12 protein-coding genes are annotated in these 20,524 nt (G+C 55.5%); 7 read left to right on the top strand and 5 right to left on the bottom strand.

The features are described from left to right. Window positions 1-848 precede the first annotated feature (848 nt). Window positions 849-2,192 carry a cytochrome ubiquinol oxidase subunit I gene (locus AAH187_RS06985; RefSeq protein WP_342347725.1) on the top strand — a complete coding sequence of 448 codons (1,344 nt, stop codon included), beginning with the start codon at window positions 849-851 and terminating at the stop codon, window positions 2,190-2,192. An 11-nt stretch (window positions 2,193-2,203) separates the two neighbouring features. Next, entirely contained in the window at window positions 2,204-3,247 is a 1,044-nt protein-coding gene (cydB, locus tag AAH187_RS06980; protein WP_342347724.1) for a cytochrome d ubiquinol oxidase subunit II, read from the top strand. Window positions 3,248-3,690: 443 nt separating this feature from the next. On the opposite strand, the gene modA is transcribed toward cydB, so the two are convergent. Further along, window positions 3,691-4,470: a molybdate ABC transporter substrate-binding protein gene (gene modA, locus AAH187_RS06975; RefSeq protein ID WP_342347723.1), complete on the bottom strand. Its 780-nt coding sequence runs from the start codon at window positions 4,468-4,470 to the stop codon at window positions 3,691-3,693. 576 nt (window positions 4,471-5,046) lie between these two features. Here modA and AAH187_RS06970 point away from each other — a divergent pair. The 5 genes from AAH187_RS06970 (at window position 5,047) to AAH187_RS06950 (ending at window position 13,262) form a co-directional block, all read left to right on the top strand. Then, complete coding sequence (locus AAH187_RS06970; RefSeq protein WP_342347722.1) at window positions 5,047-6,546, top strand: efflux RND transporter permease subunit; 1,500 nt, start codon at window positions 5,047-5,049, stop codon at window positions 6,544-6,546. After that, a complete protein-coding gene (locus AAH187_RS06965) occupies window positions 6,530-8,239 on the top strand; it encodes an efflux RND transporter permease subunit (protein ID WP_342347721.1) in 1,710 nt (569 codons plus the stop codon). The genes AAH187_RS06970 and AAH187_RS06965 overlap by 17 nt, the downstream gene beginning before the upstream one ends. A 19-nt stretch (window positions 8,240-8,258) precedes the next feature. Continuing rightward, a complete protein-coding gene (locus AAH187_RS06960; RefSeq protein ID WP_342347720.1) occupies window positions 8,259-9,560 on the top strand; it encodes an efflux RND transporter periplasmic adaptor subunit in 1,302 nt (433 codons plus the stop codon). A gap of 17 nt (window positions 9,561-9,577) precedes the next feature. Beyond that, window positions 9,578-11,194: an efflux transporter outer membrane subunit gene (locus AAH187_RS06955; protein WP_342347719.1), complete on the top strand. Its 1,617-nt coding sequence runs from the start codon at window positions 9,578-9,580 to the stop codon at window positions 11,192-11,194. 553 nt (window positions 11,195-11,747) lie between these two features. Beyond that, window positions 11,748-13,262: a DegQ family serine endoprotease gene (locus AAH187_RS06950; RefSeq protein ID WP_342347718.1), complete on the top strand. Its 1,515-nt coding sequence runs from the start codon at window positions 11,748-11,750 to the stop codon at window positions 13,260-13,262. 668 nt (window positions 13,263-13,930) lie between these two features. Here the strand turns inward: AAH187_RS06950 and AAH187_RS06945 are convergent. The 4 genes from AAH187_RS06945 to zwf form a co-directional block, all read right to left on the bottom strand. Beyond that, window positions 13,931-15,553, bottom strand: a complete 1,623-nt coding sequence (locus AAH187_RS06945) for an acetolactate synthase large subunit (protein ID WP_342347717.1) — start codon at window positions 15,551-15,553, stop codon at window positions 13,931-13,933. Between the two features lie 38 nt (window positions 15,554-15,591). Continuing rightward, a complete protein-coding gene (glgP, locus tag AAH187_RS06940) occupies window positions 15,592-18,138 on the bottom strand; it encodes an alpha-glucan family phosphorylase (protein WP_342347716.1) in 2,547 nt (848 codons plus the stop codon). Window positions 18,139-18,311: 173 nt separating this feature from the next. Next, window positions 18,312-19,007: an HAD family hydrolase gene (locus tag AAH187_RS06935; protein WP_342347715.1), complete on the bottom strand. Its 696-nt coding sequence runs from the start codon at window positions 19,005-19,007 to the stop codon at window positions 18,312-18,314. Next, the coding region (gene zwf, locus AAH187_RS06930) for a glucose-6-phosphate dehydrogenase (protein WP_342347714.1) at window positions 19,004-20,524 on the bottom strand (1,521 nt) is incomplete at its 5' end. The genes zwf and AAH187_RS06935, both read right to left, overlap by 4 nt.

The raw sequence follows: 20,524 nt of genomic DNA, 5'->3' as shown, positions 1-20,524 counted from the left end.
TGGGTTACGGTGGAGGTATGGCGATTCCCTACGATTATACTGTCACGTCACTTACCGGGATCGCCATACGATATTCGAATAATGAGCAGACTCAATGCTAATGAATTGAGAAGGCGATTACAGGAATATTAACTTCCTGACCTTGATGGGATGCAATCCCGTTTAGAACAAGCAGGGCAGGGATACCATTCCCAGCTCGTCGTTATGGGCACAACCATACTCGGCATATCGGGAGAAATAAATGGCGTCGTATTGGGGAGTGGGATTGTGAGTTGGCCTGAGGCTCTTCCCTATTCCGTGTCTACATAAAGGATGCCACGTGACGTCCCTGTTACTATCTGGCGCATGGGCGCAAATATGGCTTGATATATTTTGGATCCAGTCCCAACCATCAAACAAGGTTTCCACCCATAAGGAAGAACATATGTCTTCATCAGTAGGAATTGTATCGACATTATTTGAATGTCTCAACGCAGATTCATGTGGGTGATTTTCCTAATTTCTGAGGTAAGAAGTGGGCCAGAATCTTGAGCCCAAGATACTCTTCATCAGAATAGCCCAAGACGAGCGGTTGACTCACGGCATCCGAGACTGTGGCGGTATGTTCGTGTATAAGCAGCAATTGTGGGACGGCCTTGCTCGAAATTTCCCGCACAAGGTATCAACATGTTTGGCAAACTGATTGCGTATGGGGTGGATTCTGGGCCACCCACCCCAGTCGCTCCACTCCACCTGCTGGATCTGCTACGATGACCACACCGTTGAGTGAAGAACTAGCTTGCTAGAGGACGATTTTCAGCCGGCAGATTCTCGTTTCGAGAGGTTACAGTTCAGTTTGAAGGAATTCTATGGACAGCGCGTTACTTTACGACCGCCTGCAATTTGCCTTCACCGTCACGTTTCATTATCTCTTTCCGCAATTGACGATCGGGCTGGCTTTGCTCCTGCTTTACCTGCGGAGCCGTGCGCTCGTTTCGGGTGACGAGCACTATCATCAGGTCGCCCGGTTCTGGACAAAGATCTTTGCCTTGAGTTTTGCCTTTGGTGTCGTGACCGGCATTCCCTTGGAATTTCAATTCGGCACCAATTGGGCGAAATTTTCCAACTTCGCCGGGGGGGTGATCGGCCAAACGCTGGCGATGGAAGGCCTGTTTGCATTTTTTCTGGAATCGTCGTTTCTCGGCATCATGTTATTTGGCGAGGGGCGATTCAGCCGTCTGGTGCAATGGGCTGCATCGCTGATGCTCTTTCTCGGGTCCTGGCTTTCCGGCTATTTCATTCTGGCGACAAATGCCTGGATGCAACATCCGGTCGCCTATACAAGGGCCCCGGACGGACGGTTGTTCGTCGACAGTCTTTCCGGTCTGCTCACCAATCCCTGGCTGTTCTGGCAATTCGCCCATAACATGACCGCCGCGGTCGTGACCGCCTCATTTGTCATGGCGGCGATCGGTTCGTTCTATCTCCTGTCCGGTCTGCATGTGAAGTATGCCAAGACATTCCTCCGCACGGGCGTGGTGACCGGCGCCATCGCCACTGCGCTGATGATCTTCCCGACCGGCCACGAGAACGCCAGGCAGGTGTTTGAACACCAACCGGTCAAAGGCGCCGCATTCGAAGGGCTCTTCAAGACCGAGCGCGGCGCGGGTATGGTGCTCATCGGCCAGCCGAACATTGAAACCATGACGATCGATAATCCGCTCGTCGTGCCGAATGCGTTAAGTATGGTGCTCTTTGACGAACTCTATGCCAAGGTGAAAGGGCTCGACGCCTTTCCACGTGCAGAATGGCCCGATAATCTGGCGCTGCTCTACTATGCCTATCATGTGATGGCCGGGCTCGGAACCATGCTCGTATCGGTCATGGGTCTGGCGCTGCTCTGGCTTTGGCGAGGGCGATTGTTTACCGCGAACTGGTTGCTCTGGCTGCTCATGCTTGCCGCCCCGTTTCCCTATCTTGCCACCACGGCCGGCTGGATGACCGCCGAACTCGGCCGTCAACCCTGGCTGGTGTATGGTCTGCTCCGCACGGCTGACGGTGTCTCACCGCTGGTACATTCGGGCAACGCACTATTTACGTTGCTCGGATATCTCGGGATCTATCTCGTGTTGGGACTGCTCTTCCTATTCCTGATGGCTGAAACAATCAGACATGGCCCGGCAAGCCCGTTCCGTGAGTCCGCGAACCCGTAGGAACCGGTACGATGGAAACCTTCTGGTATGTTGCCGTCACGTTGATGTTGGCGATTTATGTTGTCCTTGACGGCTTCGACTTCGGCCTGGGCATCGTCTATAGCTTCGTCGCGAAAACTGATGCGGACAGGCGTGCGGCGTTGGCCGCCATTGGCCCCATTTGGAACGGCAACGAAGTGTGGCTGATCGCTGCAGGTGGTCTGTTATTCTTCGCCTTTCCCAAGGCCTATTCGGCGGGGTTCAGCGGTTTCTATCTGGCCTTGCATCTGGTTTTGTGGCTGCTGATTGCCCGTGGACTTGCGCTCGAACTCCGCTCGCATGTGGATCACGCACTGTGGCGGCAGTTTTGGGATGTGGCGTTTTCCGGAGCGAGCTTCCTCCTGGCTGTCGTGTTCGGCGTGGCTCTGGGCAACCTCATTCGCGGCGTGCCTTTGAATCCCGAAGGCTATTTCTTCGTGGCGCTCTGGACAAATTTCCTAACAGGACCGGAGCCGGGCATATTGGATTGGTTCACCATACTCATGGGAGCCGCAAGCGCGGCGATCCTCGCCATGCACGGCGCCAATTTTCTGGCCATGAAAACGGAGGGCCGGTTGCGGGAACGGGCGCGACGTACGGCCTGGGTGACGGGTTCAGTCGTGGTGATTCTGGTCGCGCTGGCCTTGACGGCCGTTCCCTTTGTCCAGCCCTTATTCTATCTCAACTATGCCGCCCATCCCCTCGGATTCGTCTTTCCCGTTCTCACCGTGGGGAGCCTTTTGTGGGCCATTGAAATACGAAGGCGCGATTGGGATGCGGGAGCGTTTATTGCGACAAGTCTCTTGATCCTGACACTGCTGGCCAGCACAGCTTGGGGGTCCTATCCGAATATCCTGATTGCGACGAGTGAGCCGGCCAATAGCTTGACCGTGACCAACGCCACCGCCGGCGTCTATGGCATGCAGATCGGCCTCTGGTGGTTTCTCGTCGGATTCGGTCTGCTTATTGTCTATCAAGCCTGCGCGTATCGGGCGTTCTGGGGGAAGGTCAGGCTCGGCGCAGATGGAGTTCATTGATTTGGGTTATTCTGGAATGTCGCGGCACTCCTGCTCTGGGGTTTGGACTGATCCTGAAGGGGAATTGGAGGACCTTGTTGGTGAAGGGGGAACGAAATCAGGTCTAAGGTCACACGACACATGGGGCACGCTGAGGGAATAACGAAGCGCCATCTCAGAGGCCGCGCACTTCCCGCGGTTCATCCCGCTTCCTGTTCCGTCGGCTGCTGCCTCTGCATTCGATCCGAGTCTTGACGGAACTCCACCGGATTCCAGAGCACAGATGAAGTCGCTCATATTAAGTGGGGTTGCAGGGGTACTCTGGTTTCTGGACCAAAGCGAACTTCGTTCCCTCCTTTGACCCACGCAGAATACGCTTTTTCCGAAGGAAGTGTTGCATGACCCATCCCTCCGGCAAGATGAGAGATGGTGAGAGCGCCATTGATCTTTTCGGCGACCCCTCGTCATCCATTCGATGACACGGAATCAAAGCCATAATCAAAGCCATATTTGAGTAGGAGTTTTTGTATGCGGGGACTCATGATGAAATCGGAAAAACCCTCCGCCACCTTCAAGGATGCCTTCCGACAGGTCCACACCACGGCTTGCCCGACTTGGACCGGTATATGTGTCCGAGCTGGAGTTTCATCGATGATGCGCACGTAAGGGTTGTTGATTGCATCCACGCGGTAGACAATGCCCATGTCCGCCTTCCCCGTGTGAATCAAGTTCACGATATCCTCAGCATCTTCTGCTTGGAGTAGCTTGAACCGGCTCTTATATGCAGGGTCGAGCTTGGTGAGTGCCCGAACCGTGATTTCTCCCAGCGACGAAGCTTTCGGATCGCCAAGAGCCATGCGGATCCCTCCATTGGGCTGCGCTTCATGAAAGGCGACCGGCATGAAGCGTGAGGTCGCCGACATGACAAGTACGAGACTCGTCTGCGCATAGATCCGAGGCCCTCCGTTGAGAGTCAGTCCATTTCTTTGGAGTTTTTCGACTTCCTCCACCGCCGCAGGGAGAAACACATCGATCGCAACTCCCTGTTCAATTTGCTTGCGCATTGTTTGCGAGGGACCGTACACGACCTTTACGGCTGCACCATATTCTTTCTCGAACATCGGCACAATTTCTTGTAATGCCGCCCTTAAACTTGGAGCAGCCCCAATGGTCAGAGGTTCAGCCTGAACAGGCCCTCCGGTTGCCACGACACCGAGGATGCCACCTACCAGCGCTATTGCCATACCCAGTTTTCTAACTCCCGTCATGGTTCTCCACTTTCCGACCTCTATACGTTAGAAGGTCTTAATCCGAGAAATGAATAAGTGAGGCTGAATCAATTATCAATCAGGCCTGGTGTTCTTTGTGAGGCCTCCTGCACAACTGGTTTTAATGTAACAGCAAGATGAATACCACTTGCGTTAGCCTTCGATTGTTCTGTAGGAAAGCGACAGAATCTTCCTATTTCTAAGCATTTCTCTAGGACTTCTTGTCCAAGAGCATAGCTCACCCGTCTTCCTGAATTGTGAGATTGCGCACGGTGCGCTCAGTGCAAAAATCCACGCGGAATCCTGACCTACATACGTAACTCAACAGTTGCGTCGTAGGGCTATGGGGGGTCGACACCGCGCCAATCAACTGCTGTGGCCTACGCTGTGGGCTACCTGGATGCCTACTTCGATTTGGTAAGGATTTTGCTGGGGGGCTAATGGGAATGTTTGTAAGTTATGAAACCCGGATCACAAAACCCATTAGAGGTCGTTTAGCTAAATGGCATCCAACCTGACAGAAACTCAAACCGTTTTTGGGAGGCTTCGCGCATGAACCAGCTCGTCCTCATTGCCCTGCGGCGCCCCTACACCTTCGTCGTCATGACCATCCTCATCGTGTTGTTGGGGGCCAACACCGTGCGGCACATGCCGACCGACATTTTTCCGAATATCACGATTCCCGTTACCTCCGTAGTCTGGATCTACTCCGGAATGCTCCCGCAGCAAGTGGAAGGGCGCATCACGTATCTGTTCGAACGCTTTCTAACCTCCACAGTGGAAGGCATCAAGTACATCCATAGCCATTCCTACTTCGGCAGCAGCATCACAAATATTTTTCTCCAGGACGATGTCGACGTCGGTAGGGCCGAAGCGGATATCGTGGGCATTGCGCAGAACGTCGTCAAGGCGCTGCCGCCCGATATTTCGCCGCCCATGGTCATGCGCCTCGCTCCATCTTCCATTCCGGTGGCCATGCTCCAAATCAGCTCCGACCACCTGACACCTGCGGAACTTTACAATCTTGTCTACATGCGAATCCGCCCCCTGCTCGTGACGGTACCCGGGATCGTTCTACCGCACCCCTACGGCGGCCAGGACATGCAGGTCATGGTCAACCTCGATCAGCAGAAACTGCTCGCCCGTCAGCTCACTCCGGCGGACATTCACAATGCACTCCAACAGCAATACCTCGTGCTGCCGTCCGGCGACATCAAGATCAAGCAGACCGATTGGATCGTTATGACGAACGCGTCACCGTTGAAGATTGAGGATTTCGCCGATTTCCCGATTAAGCGGGAGGGCAACGCGTTTGTTTACTTGCGCGACGTCGCCACCGTGCGTCTCATGGGCCGGGTACAACAAAACTCGGTCCTGGTGAAGGGCAAACAGACCGTCATCCTTGTCGCGATGAAAAGCACGGAGGCCTCGACTCTCGATGTCGTTGATGGGATCAAGAAGATGATCCCGCGCGCCGAGCAAATCTCTCCGGAGGGCGTGGAAATCAAGCTCGTCAATGATGCCTCGACCTTCGTGAAAGATTCGATCGCGGACGTCTTGCATGAAATGCTGATGGCGGGTGGGCTGGTCGGCCTCATCGTGCTGTTGCTGCTCGGCTCATGGCGGGCCACGGTCATCGTCTGGACCTCGATTCCGCTGTCCATCCTGACCGCCATCATCGGCCTACATCTGCTCGAAGAAACGATCAACGTCATGACCTTGGGCGGGTTGGCGCTGGCCGTCGGCATTCTGGTCGACGATGCGACCGTGATGATCGAAAATATTGATCGTCATATCGAAATGGGCAAACCGCTTGAACAGGCTATCATCGACGCTGCCAATGAGATCGTTGTCCCGACCTTTGTTGCCACCCTCTGCATCGCGATCGTCTGGCTCCCGCTCTTTGAACTCGGCGGCGTTGCCGGCTACCTCTTCAAGCCCATGGCGGAGGCGGTCATTATTGCGATGCTCGCCTCCTTTATTTTTTCACGCACACTGGTGCCGACCATGGCCAAATATATGCTAAAGGATCACCATGTCGCAGCCGCATGAACCTCACGGAGAAGCAGGCGCGGAAGGCTCTCGAAATATCTTTGTCCGCTTTCAGAATGGGTTCGAACGTCGCTTCAATCAGTTCCGCCGGGGCTACGGTTCGCTGCTCGAACAGGCGATCGCCAACCGTCGCATCTTCGTCACGATCTCTCTGGCCATCGCGGTGAGTTCCCTGTCCCTCTTTTTCTTCCTTGGGCGGGATTACTTTCCCGAGATCAGGTCCGACATCATGACGATGCATATGCGGGCGCCGCTCGGGACGCGCATCGAGGTTTCAGGACGCATTGCCACGCTTGTCTCCAACAGCATCGAGGAATTGCTGCCTGGTCAGGTTGAAAATATCGTGAGTAACTGCGGCCTGCCGGTCGGACCGCACAACCTCGCCTTCATTCCGACGCCGACAATCGGCTCCCAGGATTGTGACCTCACGATCCTTTTGAAGGACGAAAAGTCACCGGTGTGGGAATATCGGAAAATTCTCCGCAAGGGCCTGAGGGAACGCTATCCGGGAACCGAATTCACCTTCCAGCCGTCCGATCTCACCGCAAAAATTCTCAATTTCGGCGCGCCTGCGCCGATCGATGTGCAAATCAACGGCCCGGACATGTACCCCAATTTCGAGTATGCCCGAAAATTGGTCGGCAAGTTTCGCGAAATTCCCGGCGCCGCGGACGTGGTGATCCAGCAGACAATGGCTACGCCGACCCTCATGGTCGAAGGCAATCGCACATTCGGACTCGGGGTTAACAGGTCCTTGAAGGATATGGCCGACAACGTACTCATGACAACTGCCGGGAGCCAACAGACCGACCAAATCTATTGGCTCGATCCCAGTACCGGCATGTCGTACCTGATCAATGTCTATACGCCGCAGCCCCAAGTCAACAGCGTCAATAGTCTCAAGACCATCCCGGTCCAGTCCTCAAGTAATTCTAAGGATCCGGATGGGCAGGAGGTGCAGCTCCTCGGCAATTTGGCAGACATTACCGCGACGGGCACGCCTGGCGTGATCACGCATGGGAACATTATGCCGCTATTCAACATTTATGTCTCTGCCGAAGGGCGAGACCTCGGCGGTGTGCTGGCGGATGTCGAAAAAATTGCCAAGGACATGGAGGACGAGATGCCTCATACCGCCGCGCTCGAAATCCATGGACAGGCCTCCCTGATGCACGACGCGTATTTCGAGCTGATCGTCGGACTTCTCGTCGCGGTCGCGCTGATCTATTTGCTGATCGTCGTCAACTTCCAATCCTGGTTGGATCCCTTCATCATCATTACGGCCCTGCCCGGCGCGTTGGCGGGCATCGCATGGGCATTATTTCTGACCCATACGCGTCTTTCGGAACCCGCGCTGACGGGCGCCATCATGACCATGGGCACGGCAACCGCCAATTCTATCCTCGTGGTGACCTATGCGCGTGACCAGCTCAAAGAGCACGGCGACGCGTTGCGAGCCGCGGTTGAAGCCGGAACGACCCGCTTCCGTCCGGTGCTCATGACGGCTTCGGCCATGATTTTCGGGATGGTCCCCATGGCAACAGGGTATTCTGCCAATGCGCCGCTGGGTCGGGCCGTCATCGGCGGCTTGCTCATGGCCACCCTCTTTACCCTATTTTTCGTGCCCTGCGTCTACGCAATTGTGTATAACAGGCGAGCGGCTCGTCAGAAGGACCATACATATAATGAATAAGATCCTACGTGGAAGGCTCATGGTCATCGCAGCGGCACTTCTGTGTGTCCTCTACCTCGGCTATCGTGCTTATGAGAGCAAAAGTGACGCCTCATTGCTACGCGAGGAGACGCACGAAAATGCCGTCCCCACCGTGGCGGTCATTTACGCCAAGCCGGTGCCACCGACCGAGACCATTACGCTCCCAGGCAATATTCAGGCTTGGTTTCAGGCGCCCATCTATGCGCAGGTCTCTGGCTATGTGAAGATGTGGTACAAGGACTACGGGGGGCTGGTGAAACAGGGCGATATTCTTGCCGAAATTAACGCGCCGGCCCTCGACGCCCAATATGCACAGGCCAAAGCGGATTATGAGTCGGTGCGCGCCATCTATTCCCTCGCCGAAATCACCGCCAAGCGCTGGCTGGCCCTGCGCAAAAATCATGCAGTCTCCGAACAGTCGATCTCGGTGAAGATGGCAGAGGCGAAAGCCGAATTGGCGAAGGTCCGGGCAGCAGAGCAGAACGTCAGGAACTTCGAGGCGCTGATTCGATTCAAAACCATTGTTGCGCCCTATGATGGTGTGGTAACCGTTCGTAACATTAATGTCGGTGATTACGTGAACAAAGAAGGCACGATCAGTTCCCCCGGCTCCGTCAGCAATCTCTTTACCGTGGCTGACGTGAGTATGCTGCGCCTCTTTGTCTCCGTGCCGGAATCGTTCGGCCCCTTCCTCCAGCCCGGCCTGACAGCCGATGTGACGGTGCCGCAATTGCCCAATCGTCATTTCACTGCGAAATTTCTGACCGTCGCTCGTGGATTCGACGTCAGCACACGCACCGCGATCACCATCTTCACGATCGAAAACGAGGACAGAGCCCTCTGGCCCGGCTCCTACGCCCAGGTCCACCTCACCGCGCCGGTTGATAGGGAAGTGTTCATGATTCCGTCCACCGCGTTGGTCTTCCAGGAGCACGGCACACAATTGGCTGTGGTGGGAGAGGATGACCGAGTGCGCTTCAACCCGATTATCGTGAGCAAACTCCTCGACAGCGCTGTCGAAGTCGCAGAGGGGGTTTCCACCACCGACCGCATCGTGAACAACCCGAGCGCGGCATTGCTTGAAGGAGACATGGTGCGTATCGTGACGCCGGCGCCTGGTTATGACCTCCTTGGGACAGACGCGCCCGCACCAACGGAGACTGTTGCGCCTATGAAAGGTCCTGTGCCAATGGAAGTTCCCGCGTCCATGGAAGTTCCACCGTCTCCGAAAGTTCTTGCACCAAATATCGCTCCTGCGCCCATGGAGTCTACGGCATCACGGGTACATTCTTCACCATGAGAGTCTCTCGACACATAATGGGAAACCGCTTCCCCCCGGGACGGGACGCCTCGCGCATCCTTCCGGCTCGTGTGTGGTGGCACTACGGCTTGTTAGTGCTGATCCTCAATTTGCCGGCTTGTAATTGGTTTCCGGCCGTCGATTTGGCTCCCACCTATGAACCGCCTCAATATGTCGTCCCCGCTTCATGGCGTGGAGCCAGTCCCTTCGTCGAGGCGAATCCATCGGATGATGAATTACGCCCGGATTGGTGGACATTGTTTAACGATCCCATCCTGAACAGTCTGGAAGAACAGGCCATGGCGGCCAATCCTGATCTGCAGGCCGCTGCCGAGCGGTTCGTCCAGGCTCGTGATGTGATGATGAGGGCCAGGTCCCAGTACCTGCCTCACGCCGGTCTGGGGTTCGGTGCCTCGAACAACAGGCAATCCGACAATAGTCTGTTTCGCGGCAATGGGGAGGAGAACCGTGAAGTGGCCATTACCACCGGGGGGCTTGCTTCCTGGGAGCCGGATTTTTGGTCCGCGCTTCGCAATGCTACCCGCGCCGAACTCTACCGGGCTGAGGAGCGGGCCGCCGACTATGGACTCGCGCGACTCAGCCTGCAGGCCGAAATCGGGGCAAACTATTTCACGCTCCGGGGATACGACGCCCAGGATGCGATCTATTCCCAATCGATCGCCCTCTACACAGAATCACTCGACCTCATCAAGGCCCAGTTCGCCGGCGCGATCGCGTCGGCACTCGATGTCGCCCGCGTCGAATCTCTGCTGTTCAGTACGGAGACGAAATTAGCCCAGATCCAAGGCCAACGCCAGGTGACGGAACAGGCCATCGCCATTCTCGTCAACATGGCACCCAGCAGTTTCACGATCAAGCCGGTGGATGACCTTCGAGTGGAGGATTTCGCTATTCCCCGGACCATCCCTTCCACTTTACTGGAACGTCGGCCTGACATCGCCGGGATGGAGCGCCAGATGGCGCAGGCTAACCGGGTCATCGGTATCGCCCGTGCCGCCTTTTTCCCAGATGTGAGGTTCTCGGCCGGAGGCGGGTTCGAAGATACCGGTTTCAGTCTGATCAAGCTCGCCAGTAGTTTCTGGTCCTATGGGTCCACTGTTTCGCTGCCGCTCTTCCAGGGTGGATATCGGCGCGCCCAATTGCAGCAGGCCTGGTCTGCCTATCGCGAGACGGAAGACCGCTACCGTTCGACCGTTTTGAACGCCTTTCGCGAAGTCGAGAATAATTTGAGCTTAACCAACCGGCTCACCCATGCAGCCAATCGGCAGGACGCCGCAGTCGGAGCCACACTCAAAACGCAAAATCTGACCATGGAACTCTATGTGGGAGGCCTAGCGTCCAGTCTTGAACTCATTTATGCGCAAGTCGCCACGCTCACGGCACGCATCGACTCCGTGCAGATCAAGGCCGAACTGCTGAGATCCTCGGTTGCGCTCGTCCGTGCCCTCGGAGGAGGCTGGAATCGGAACCAGTTGCCTGCCGACGAGCAAATACAACCTTTCGATACCTTTCAATATGTCGATCTCGACAAACCACCACCCGCCGGAGGCATCGATGTCCACGCGGACAATAACGCCGTGAATAATGATTTAACCACACCTTCCGTTCCTTAATCGTCGTCGGTCTCGGGTTCAGTGACCATGCCTTTATCCGGAGTGATTCATCTGAGGCCTCCACCGCCTGAATGATTGAGACAAAGATTCCTACCGTGCCATGAATCCCTCATAGAGAAGCTCCAAGTGTTACCGGGAGAATACCCACCATCCCACCAAAGCCGGCATGGGGAACCTTCCCGAATGCGACTCCATGTGATGTTGATATGGAATCCTCTCCGTCAGAATCGAATTCTGATCCCTGAATGAATCGAGGTTTTCTCTCACGGGCAAGTTGTTTTCTTGGCCGGTGATTCGTTGTGGTGCCACTATGGCAATACGTCATGAGTGAATCCTGATACCCGAAAATAATCAAATATCCGCCAACTCCTGAACGCCCGATCCTTCGGCCCAACCGGTTCTTACATTCCCAAGAGGCATGGAAGAGGAGAGACCTTTTTCAAAGATTAGTGAAAATTAATGGCCCCTTAATCTCCCTTTTATCCCGGGGGGCTAGGATGTGTATACAAAATCACATTGAGGGGGTCTTCTTAATTATCAAGGAGGGATGTCCATGGTCACAAAAAATCGCTATTTTTCTTTGACCCGAAATAACGCAGGGAAGGCGGGTCTGGCTGGCATCGGCTTTCTGGCTGGCATCCTGATGCTCGGGTCCTGGAACATGCCGTTTCATTCTCATGCAGCAAATTCCCAGCCCGCACCTTCTGCATCTGTTGGTTCACTTCCAAATATGGATAAAGGAGGATTTGCTGATATTGCTCAGGCGGTGACACCTGCGGTGGTTAATATTACGGTTCGAAAAGAAGCACCGGTTCCTATGTCGGGAGTGCCGTCTGATCCGATGAGAGAATTTTTCGGTATACCAGGAATGCCGGAGATGCCGGGAATGCCGAACAGGCGAGGTGGGCCTCCTGCTCCGGAAGGGCAAGGAGCCGGATCCGGTGTCATTATTTCCAGTGATGGATATGTGCTGACCAACGACCATGTGGTCGATGGTGCCACGGAAATTACGGTGACTCTTCCGGACAAGCGCGAGTTTGCCGGAAAAGTTGTGGGTCTTGACCCTCAGACAGATTTAGCCGTGGTAAAAGTTGATGCTACGGATCTTCCATTTGTTCCTTGGGGGAATTCCTCAAATCTTCGTGTAGGCGAATATGTTCTGGCGGTCGGCAACCCTTTTGGATTGAACTCCACTGTCACAATGGGGATTATCAGTGCGCTGGGTCGAGGAGGAATGGGGATTACACAATATGAGGATTTCATTCAAACCGATGCCGCCATCAATCCGGGTAATTCCGGCGGAGCGCTCGTGAATACGCGAGGAGAACTTGTCGGAATAAATACGGCAATCTTTTCGCAGTCGGGAGGTTACCAAGGCGTGGGATTTGCGGTTCCCACCAATCTTGCCAAGCCGGTGTACGAAGGTTTAATCAGCACCGGCAAGGTTGTCAGAGGTTTTCTGGGAGTCGGCATACAGGAAATAAGTGCCGATCTTGCACAGTCCTTTCAATTAGATCAAACCAAAGGGGCTCTGGTCACAAATGTCGTCCCGGGGAGTCCCGCAGATGAAGCCGGTCTCCAACGCGGAGATGTGGTTGTGGAATTCCAGGGGAAACCGGTATTGGATCCACGCAGCCTGCAGCATCATGTCATCAGGACCGAAGTGGGGTCTGAAGTGAGCATGGTGGTGATGCGAGATGGTCATAAAAAATCCGTGAAGACCGTGATTCGTGAACAAGCTAATCCCACTCAGGTGGCACAGGCCAGCCCTGTGGAAAAGGAAGGACCCCTCGCCGGAGTGGCTGTTCAAGATCTGGATAGTGGCATCGCACAACAATTGGGATTGGAAAAAAATGTCAATGGCGTGGTCGTCATGGATGTCGCCCAGGGAAGTTATGCTGCACGGGCCGGACTATCTCAGGGCGATGTGATCAGTGAAATCAACCGAAAGCCAGTCCGTTCTGAAGAAGATTTCGTGAAGGTGGTGTCTCTCTTGAAGGAAAATTCATCCGCGTTGATCTTTATTCATCGCGGGAAAGGGGCGTTGTATTTGAATGTTAAGGTCTAACCGTTAATGTAGTGAGAGCGAGAGGTAAGAGGGGGCTTCTTCAACGAAGAAGCCCTCTTCTTTTTCTTGGAGGTTTTCAATCCTTTTCAGCGAAAAAAATCTCCATACCACAACTACCAATCATGCCGTATGATATCCGCCTGTTTTTGCTATCACATCCTTGAAAATTTCTCCGCAAAGTTTATTGGTTGCTTCCTCTCTAAATGGTATAGGACGGAAGAGGCCAGAAGTCGCTTTCCTTTTTAAAGTTATAAACTAGCGATTTGTGCCCATGTCCTCCGTTTTTTCACCAATGAAAAAGTGGCAATATGTCGGCATGGGGCTGCGCCTAATTCTGTCCGGGGGTGCTTTGATTGCTCTCCACCATATTTTAGCCGAAGTTCATCTTAAAGAAGTTCTCACCCATCTCCATAACATTCCCTGGTTATTTCTTATTCTGGCCAGTCTTTTTTTCGGTGGAAGTTACTTAGCACTAACCGGGTATGATGTATTGGTCCTTCGTTTCCTGGCCGATTCGTGGACTGGGGAACGTTGTTGCGAGAACAAGTTCCCCACATCAGGCATGTGGCCATTGGCATTCTAAGTCCATGCGGTTGATGATCCGGCATCGGCATGGAGGCCAGCAAGCCGGGGACGCGCAGATGTGTTTATCGTAGAACCTCAGGCATCTAGGGGAGGGTGCCGAGTCTTTGTGTGAGGAGTAAATTCTCCGAAGCATCCACCGGGCAGTCGATGATGGACAGGGTGTTGGCGCTCAAGGCGGTGCGAAGGACAGGAGCCAGTTCTTCTGCCGATGCGATGCGATAGCCCTTCGCGCCTAAGCTTTCCGCATATTTCACGATATCCATATTGTTAAATTCCACATATGCCGACCTGCCGAATTGCTGCATTTGTTTCCACCGAATCAGGCCGAGGCCGCCATCGTTAAAGACGAGCACCACAAAGGGGGTACTCATGCGCACGGCGGTTTCCAATTCCTGCGAGTTCATCAGGAATCCTCCGTCACCGGTGACTGCAACCACCCGGCGGTTCGGGTGCGCCAGTTTGGCCGCCACTGCGCCGGGCAGGGCAATGCCCATGGCGGCGAACCCGTTCGAGATGATGCAGGTGTTGGGAAGAAAGCACGGAAAGAGGCGCCCCAGCCAGACTTTGTGCGCGCCAACATCCGAGATCACGATATCATCGTGGGCCAGCGACGAACGCAGATCGGCAAGAATTCTTTGGGGCTTAAGTGGGAAGGACGTGTCCCGATCGCTCTGTGCTAATTCATCACGAAGCATTTGGCGATACCGTGAGCTACGCGTCGCAGCATGCGCATCGCCCCGATCCGTCAGCGCTTCAAGTGACGAGGTGATATCGCCCACCACCCCGACCTTGATGATGTACGATGAGTCAACCTCGGCGGACGACAGGTCCACGTGCACAATTTTCTTGTCGCGGTTGGGGTTCCAGGTATGGGGCGCATATTCCACGATGTCATATCCAATCGCGATGACGACGTCGGCTTCCAGGAATTCGCAGTTCACATAGTCCAGTGTCTCCAGTCCAATGGCGCCAAGCGAGAGAGGGTGGGTATCCGGAATGACGCCCTTGGCCATGAATGTGGTGGCGACTGGAATGTTCATCTTTTCGGCGAATCGCACCAACGCTTCGGAGGAGTGACCTCGAATGACGCCGTTCCCTGCGAGCACGATCGGGTGCCTGGCTTCCGCAATAATGCGTCTGGCCTTGTCGATTTGTTCGGGTGCAGCTCCGCCGGGGTGGAGCCATTGTACGAGCAGCGGCTGGCCTTCAGTCTCCATACAGGCGATGTCTTCGGGAATTTCGATGTGTGTGGCGCCTGGTTTTTCGGACTGTGCCAGCTTGAACGCCTTACGAAAGACTTCCGGAATGATGTCGGGAATGGGCAAGGTGGTGTTCCACTTGGTCACCGGGCGAAACAGAGAAACGATGTCAAGATGCTGATGCGATTCCTTATGCAACCGGTCTCGGTCAGCCTGGCCTGTCAGGGCGACGACTGGCGCACGGTCCATGTTGGCATCAGCCACGCCGCTGATAAGATTCGTTGCGCCAGGCCCCAGCGTGGAGAGACACACGCCGGCTTTGCCGGTCAATCGGCCGTAGACGTCGGCCATGAAGGCTGCGCCCTGTTCATGCCGGGTCATGACGAAGCAGATGGAAGAGCCGATAAGGGCCTCGATCAAATCCATATTCTCCTCGCCCGGCACACCGAAGATGTATGCCACCCCTTCGTTCTCCAGACATTGTACGATGAGTTTGGCTGCTTTCATGGGTGCCTCCAGAAATCAATATTCTTAGAACGAAGTAATCAACGCTGCCAGAGGATGTGAGCCTCTTCCAGGGGAATCGCCACCCCGTCGAAGTGCGGAATCACGCGCGCTGTATAGTCCCTTGCCGGGCGAGCCGCAGGCACCGCTGCGCGGTAGACATGGCCGCCAACTGATCCCGCCAATGGCCGGATGTCACTCATCTTCTGCCGGTGTGGACTCTGGCCGTCCACGCCGTCCGCATATAGCTCGACCCGCAAAGTCTCCGGATCCAAATCGTCGAGATAGACCTGAGCTTCAAAAATATGTTCCTCCCCATGAGTCTCCACCTTCACCTCGCCGAAGCGTAGTGCGGCCCATTCATGTTCCAGTGCCTGCCGCCAATTCAGTATCTGTGGCCCGGCGGCGCCTTTATCGGCGGCGCGTGTCTGATAGGCCGCTGCCGCAGGGAGGTAGCGTTGCTCGGTGTATTCGCGCACGGTGCGGTTGGCGGAGAAACGCGGGGACAACTGCGCCATGCTTTCCCGCATCCGGTTGATCCATGCGGTGGGAATGCCGTTCCCGTCCCTGGTGTAAAACTCCGGGATCACTTCTTGCTCGAGCAAATCATACAGCGCGTCAGCCTCAATCGCATCCCAAGCGGGATCGTCGCCGTGTTCTTGGCCATCGCCCAATGCCCATCCCACTTCAGGCGAGTAGCCTTCCGCCCACCATCCGTCCAACACCGAGAGATTGAGTCCGCCGTTGACGAGTACTTTCATGCCGCTGGTTCCGCTCGCCTCCCAGGGTCGTCGGGGTGTGTTAATCCACACGTCCACTCCCTGTACCAAGCGCTCCGTTAACAGCATGTCATAGTCGCTCAGAAAGATAATGTGGGGGCGGATCTCCGGCTGGCGGATGAATGTGATCCATTCATGGATCAATGTCTGTCCATCCCGGTCCTCAGGATGGGCTTTTCCGGCCATGATGAGCTGGACGGGGCGTTCCGGATTGGTTAGCAGGACGCGCAATCGTTGCCGATTGTGCAGGAGCAGGTTCGGTCTCTTGTAGGTCGCGAAGCGCCGCGCAAAACCCAATGTTAATGAATTGGGGTCAAAGAGATACTTCGCCGCATCAATGGCTTCAGGCGACGCGCCGGAAGCTGCCAGTTGTTTGGACAAGCGCTCACGAGCATATGTCACAAGAGCCTGACTGGCGGCGATGCGAAATTGCCAAAGCGTGGCGTCAGAGACCTGTCGCATGTCCTGCTCCAGCGTGTCCGTCGTCCCCAGCCACCGCTCTTTTCCACAGATTTTTGTCCACAGATCATCTGCCGGGGCTGAGTCCCACGTTGGCATATGGACTCCGTTCGTCACATATCCAACCGGCACTTCATCTTCCGGCCAATGCGGAAAGAGCGGCGCAAAGAGATGTCGACTCACTTTTCCATGCAAACGACTGACGCCATTCACCGCCCCGCTGCCCCGGATAGCCAGATAGGCCATGTTGAATGATTCAACCGAATCGTCCGGGTTCTGACGGCCCAAGGCCAGCAAATCATGAAGCGAAATTCCGAGCTTCTCCTTGGCATACCCACCGAGATACTGTTCAATCAGTGCCGGACGGAATCGGTCGAAGCCCGCGGCCACCGCCGTATGAGTGGTGAACAGGTTTCCCGCCCGGGTGACGGTTAGGGCTACCTCGAAGGGTTGTCCGGTTTCCCGCATAAAACTGCGGGCACGTTCCAGAACCGCAAACGCCGCATGTCCTTCATTCAGATGACAGACTTCCGGTTGAATGCCCAGCGCCCCCAACAGGCGCCATCCGCCGATTCCGAGAAGCAATTCCTGCTGGAGGCGCAGCTCGGGACCGCCCCCATACAGCTCACTGGTAATTCCTCGATGTGCAGGAAAGTTCGCCGCATCATTGCTGTCCAGCAGGTAGAGGTTTACCCGGCCGACTTGGACCTGCCAGACGCGCAGCCAGATGGAGTAAGCGGGTAGGGCGATCTCCAACCGCAACCATTCTCCATTTGATTGCCGCAGGGGTCTGATCGGCAATTGTCCCGGATCGTTATAGGGGAAGAGGGCTAGTTGCCTCCCGCTCGTATCGATCACCTGACGGAAATAACCTTGCTGGTAGAGTAGTCCCACCCCGACCACCGGCACGCCCAGATCGCTGGCGGCTTTGAGTTGATCGCCGGCGACATTACCGAGTCCGCCCGAATAGATGGGCAACGCTTCGCTCAACATGAATTCCATGCTGAAATAGGCGGCGCAGGTCAGGGCCGTCTGCGAATGATTCTGCTGAAACCAGGCGGGACACTCTACTGCCTGCTGTCTGGCTTGCACCAGACTATCAATGTTTTTGCGAAAACCGGAATCGGCCAGCACATGTTTGATCCGGTCGTGCGAGACTGTCTGCAAGACAACCCAGGGATTGTGTGTGATGTCCCATAGTTCGGGATCAAGCTGCCGCCACACTTCATCGGTCGCATGATTCCATGACGAGCGCATATCCAGGGCCAGTTCCGCCAGGGAATCGAACCCCTCGATTTCCCGTGAGAGACGATTCTCGAAGGGGTAGTTGGCCGGTGTCGGTTTGCTCATGAGGCCTCCATCAGTTTTGGCCCGGACGGTTTTCCTGCCAACGAATGAATTTTCGTCATCATAAATATTGTGTGATTCATTTTATGATTTCAGATAAAAAGGCGATAGATCAGTTGTCTCGCAAAGACTCTGGGTGAGATCATGCTGTTGTCGGGTTATTTTCATGATGCAACCTATTTTGTCTGTACGTCATCGAACAGGCCGAGCAAGGGGGTGAGATCATACTGGACCAGTTCGCCGATGCGCTCGACTGTGATGTCAGCCGTGGGATAGGCCGTGACGTTTTTAGGATCCTGTGCATAGTGCCCCTGGCGGGGAAAGATGGTTGTCAAACGATTTCCCGAGACCTGTTTCATGGCCGCCAGAATACGCAGCTTGTCGTCCACCATGACATAATGACTGGCCGGGTACCGCCGCTCGACGTCCTGGAGCATCTGCTCCTTGTGCACATAAATCAGCATGCGGCCCTCGACCGCATCCCACAATCCTGATCGCTGGATCTTGCGCGGCTGGAACACCACGTCGCCATCCGACAGGATTACCGTTTGGCCCCAACGTCCAAGATGGGCGATGACCTCGAGTGTCCCAGGAAATAGGCAAGTCGCAAACGGATAGTCCACCAAAAATGAAGACATCAATAGCAACCGCGGGTCATTCATGGTTTCCACACGGTAGCGTTGCAAAGCTCCCAGATAGTCCGCATAGCCGAGGTCATGGCGTAGCGCTTCAAAAATTTCCCAATAGCGATTCCGGCTCTCCTCGCCAAACTCCTGAACAAGATGATGGTCGAGGTCGATGCCAATGCGATCGTTATCGAGCAGAGTGTTGTCGACATCCAGCAGGAAGACGACCTTGTCCGGCGCCGTCATGCTTTTGCCCACTCGGATAAAGGGTTGTGCCAGCCTCCGTCTGCTGCGATGAGCGCATCCGCCTCTTTCGGCCCCCAGGTGCCCCGTTTATAGGGCCGGATCCGGTGGTGCGTCTTCAGGACCGGATCGACCACCGCCCAGGCGGCTTCCACCGCGTCCTCACGCGTAAAGAGCGCGCCGTTGCCGGCCATGGCGTCAGCTAATAGCCGCTCGTAGGGCCCCTCCTTCCCCGATTGCTCTTCCAGCAGATACAGCTCTCGCTGGTCGCCAATGAACTCCTTTCCTGCGCGCTTGACGCGCGCGGCGAGCGCGACGGCGGAGTTTGGGGAAAGGCGAAACCGCAGATAATTCGCTCGTCCGACCGCCGGTTGTGAATCGTCAAACAGGCGTTGCGGAGGCGGCTTTAATTCCACCAGGACCTCAGCCGCTGTAGTCGCCAGGCATTTTCCCGATCGCAGGTACCACGGTACCCCCTGCCAGCGCCACGAGTCGATGAATAACCGCAGGGCGCAGAACGTCTCCACGTCCGAGTTCTTCGGCACGCCGCGCTCTTTCCGGTAGCCGGTGTACTGGCCGCGCACTACGTCGTCCGGCTGCAGAGGACGCATGGCCTGAAACACCTTCGCTTTTTCGCTGTGAACCCCGCCATAGCCTTGATAGGCTGGCGCTTCCATCGCCAGCAGGGCGACAATCTGAAAGAGATGGTTTTGAATGACGTCACGCAGACAGCCGGCGGTTTCGTAAAACGCACCGCGATCCTCCACGCCGAATTCCTCGGACATCGTGATCTGCACGCTGGCCACACAGTTGCGGTTCCAGATCGGTTCCAGGAACGAATTGGCGAAGCGAAAATAGAGGATATTCATGATCTCTTCTTTCCCGAGGAAGTGGTCGATGCGGAAGATCGAGTCCTCCGGGAATGCAGAACGTGCGACGCAGTTGAGTGTGCGCGCCGAGGCCAGGTCGCGCCCGAACGGCTTTTCGACGATGATCCGCGAGTAGGGCGAGGCGGTGGCTGCTGAGGTGGCCAGCCCCGCTTGGGCCAATCCTTCACAGACAGACGCGAACGAGCTGGGAGGAATGCTCAGATAAAAAATACGATTGCCGGGGAGCTGCATCGCCTGCTCCACCTCTTCGGCCTTCGCGCGGAGTGTGGCGTAGGTCTGCGCATCTTCGTTCTCTCCCTGGATATAAAACAGGTGGGTTTTGAATGTGGTCCAGGTGTCCTCTACCAGCGCCTGCCGGGAATGTTTGACGATCCCTTCCTTGACCAGACTGCGGAATTCGTCGTCGGTCATGGGCTTGCGGCCCAGTCCGATAACGGCATACTTGGCCGGCAGGAGTCCGTCGAGTAGCAAGTTGTAGACGGCCGGGATAAGCCGGCGGCGGGCGAGATCTCCGGAACCACCGAAAATGACCAGGGTACAGGCCTCGACGGGAGTAACGGCTTCCGGAGCAGGCTTAATATCGACGGGTGTGGTTGGTGAAGACATGGTGTCGGTGTCCGTGGGGTGAAC

Origin of the sequence: uncultured Nitrospira sp., assembly GCA_902500695.1 — a bacterium.
Lineage (GTDB): Bacteria > Nitrospirota > Nitrospiria > Nitrospirales > UBA8639 > Nitrospira_E.
Note: the sequence above shows the minus strand (reverse complement) of the source record. Positions and strands in the feature narration are given on the sequence as shown.

Bases quoted from the DNA above. Each gene is read 5' to 3' on its own strand.
- AAH187_RS06985 (WP_342347725.1), top strand. From the start codon at position 849: ATGGACAGCGCGTTACTTTACGACCGCCTGCAATTTGCCTTCACCGTC.
- cydB (WP_342347724.1), top strand. From the start codon at position 2,204: ATGGAAACCTTCTGGTATGTTGCCGTCACGTTGATGTTGGCGATTTAT.
- modA (WP_342347723.1), bottom strand. From the start codon at position 4,470: ATGGCAATAGCGCTGGTAGGTGGCATCCTCGGTGTCGTGGCAACCGGA.
- AAH187_RS06970 (WP_342347722.1), top strand. From the start codon at position 5,047: ATGAACCAGCTCGTCCTCATTGCCCTGCGGCGCCCCTACACCTTCGTC.
- AAH187_RS06965 (WP_342347721.1), top strand. From the start codon at position 6,530: ATGTCGCAGCCGCATGAACCTCACGGAGAAGCAGGCGCGGAAGGCTCT.
- AAH187_RS06960 (WP_342347720.1), top strand. From the start codon at position 8,259: ATGGTCATCGCAGCGGCACTTCTGTGTGTCCTCTACCTCGGCTATCGT.
- AAH187_RS06955 (WP_342347719.1), top strand. From the start codon at position 9,578: ATGGGAAACCGCTTCCCCCCGGGACGGGACGCCTCGCGCATCCTTCCG.
- AAH187_RS06950 (WP_342347718.1), top strand. From the start codon at position 11,748: ATGGTCACAAAAAATCGCTATTTTTCTTTGACCCGAAATAACGCAGGG.
- AAH187_RS06945 (WP_342347717.1), bottom strand. From the start codon at position 15,553: ATGAAAGCAGCCAAACTCATCGTACAATGTCTGGAGAACGAAGGGGTG.
- glgP (WP_342347716.1), bottom strand. From the start codon at position 18,138: ATGAGCAAACCGACACCGGCCAACTACCCCTTCGAGAATCGTCTCTCA.
- AAH187_RS06935 (WP_342347715.1), bottom strand. From the start codon at position 19,007: ATGACGGCGCCGGACAAGGTCGTCTTCCTGCTGGATGTCGACAACACT.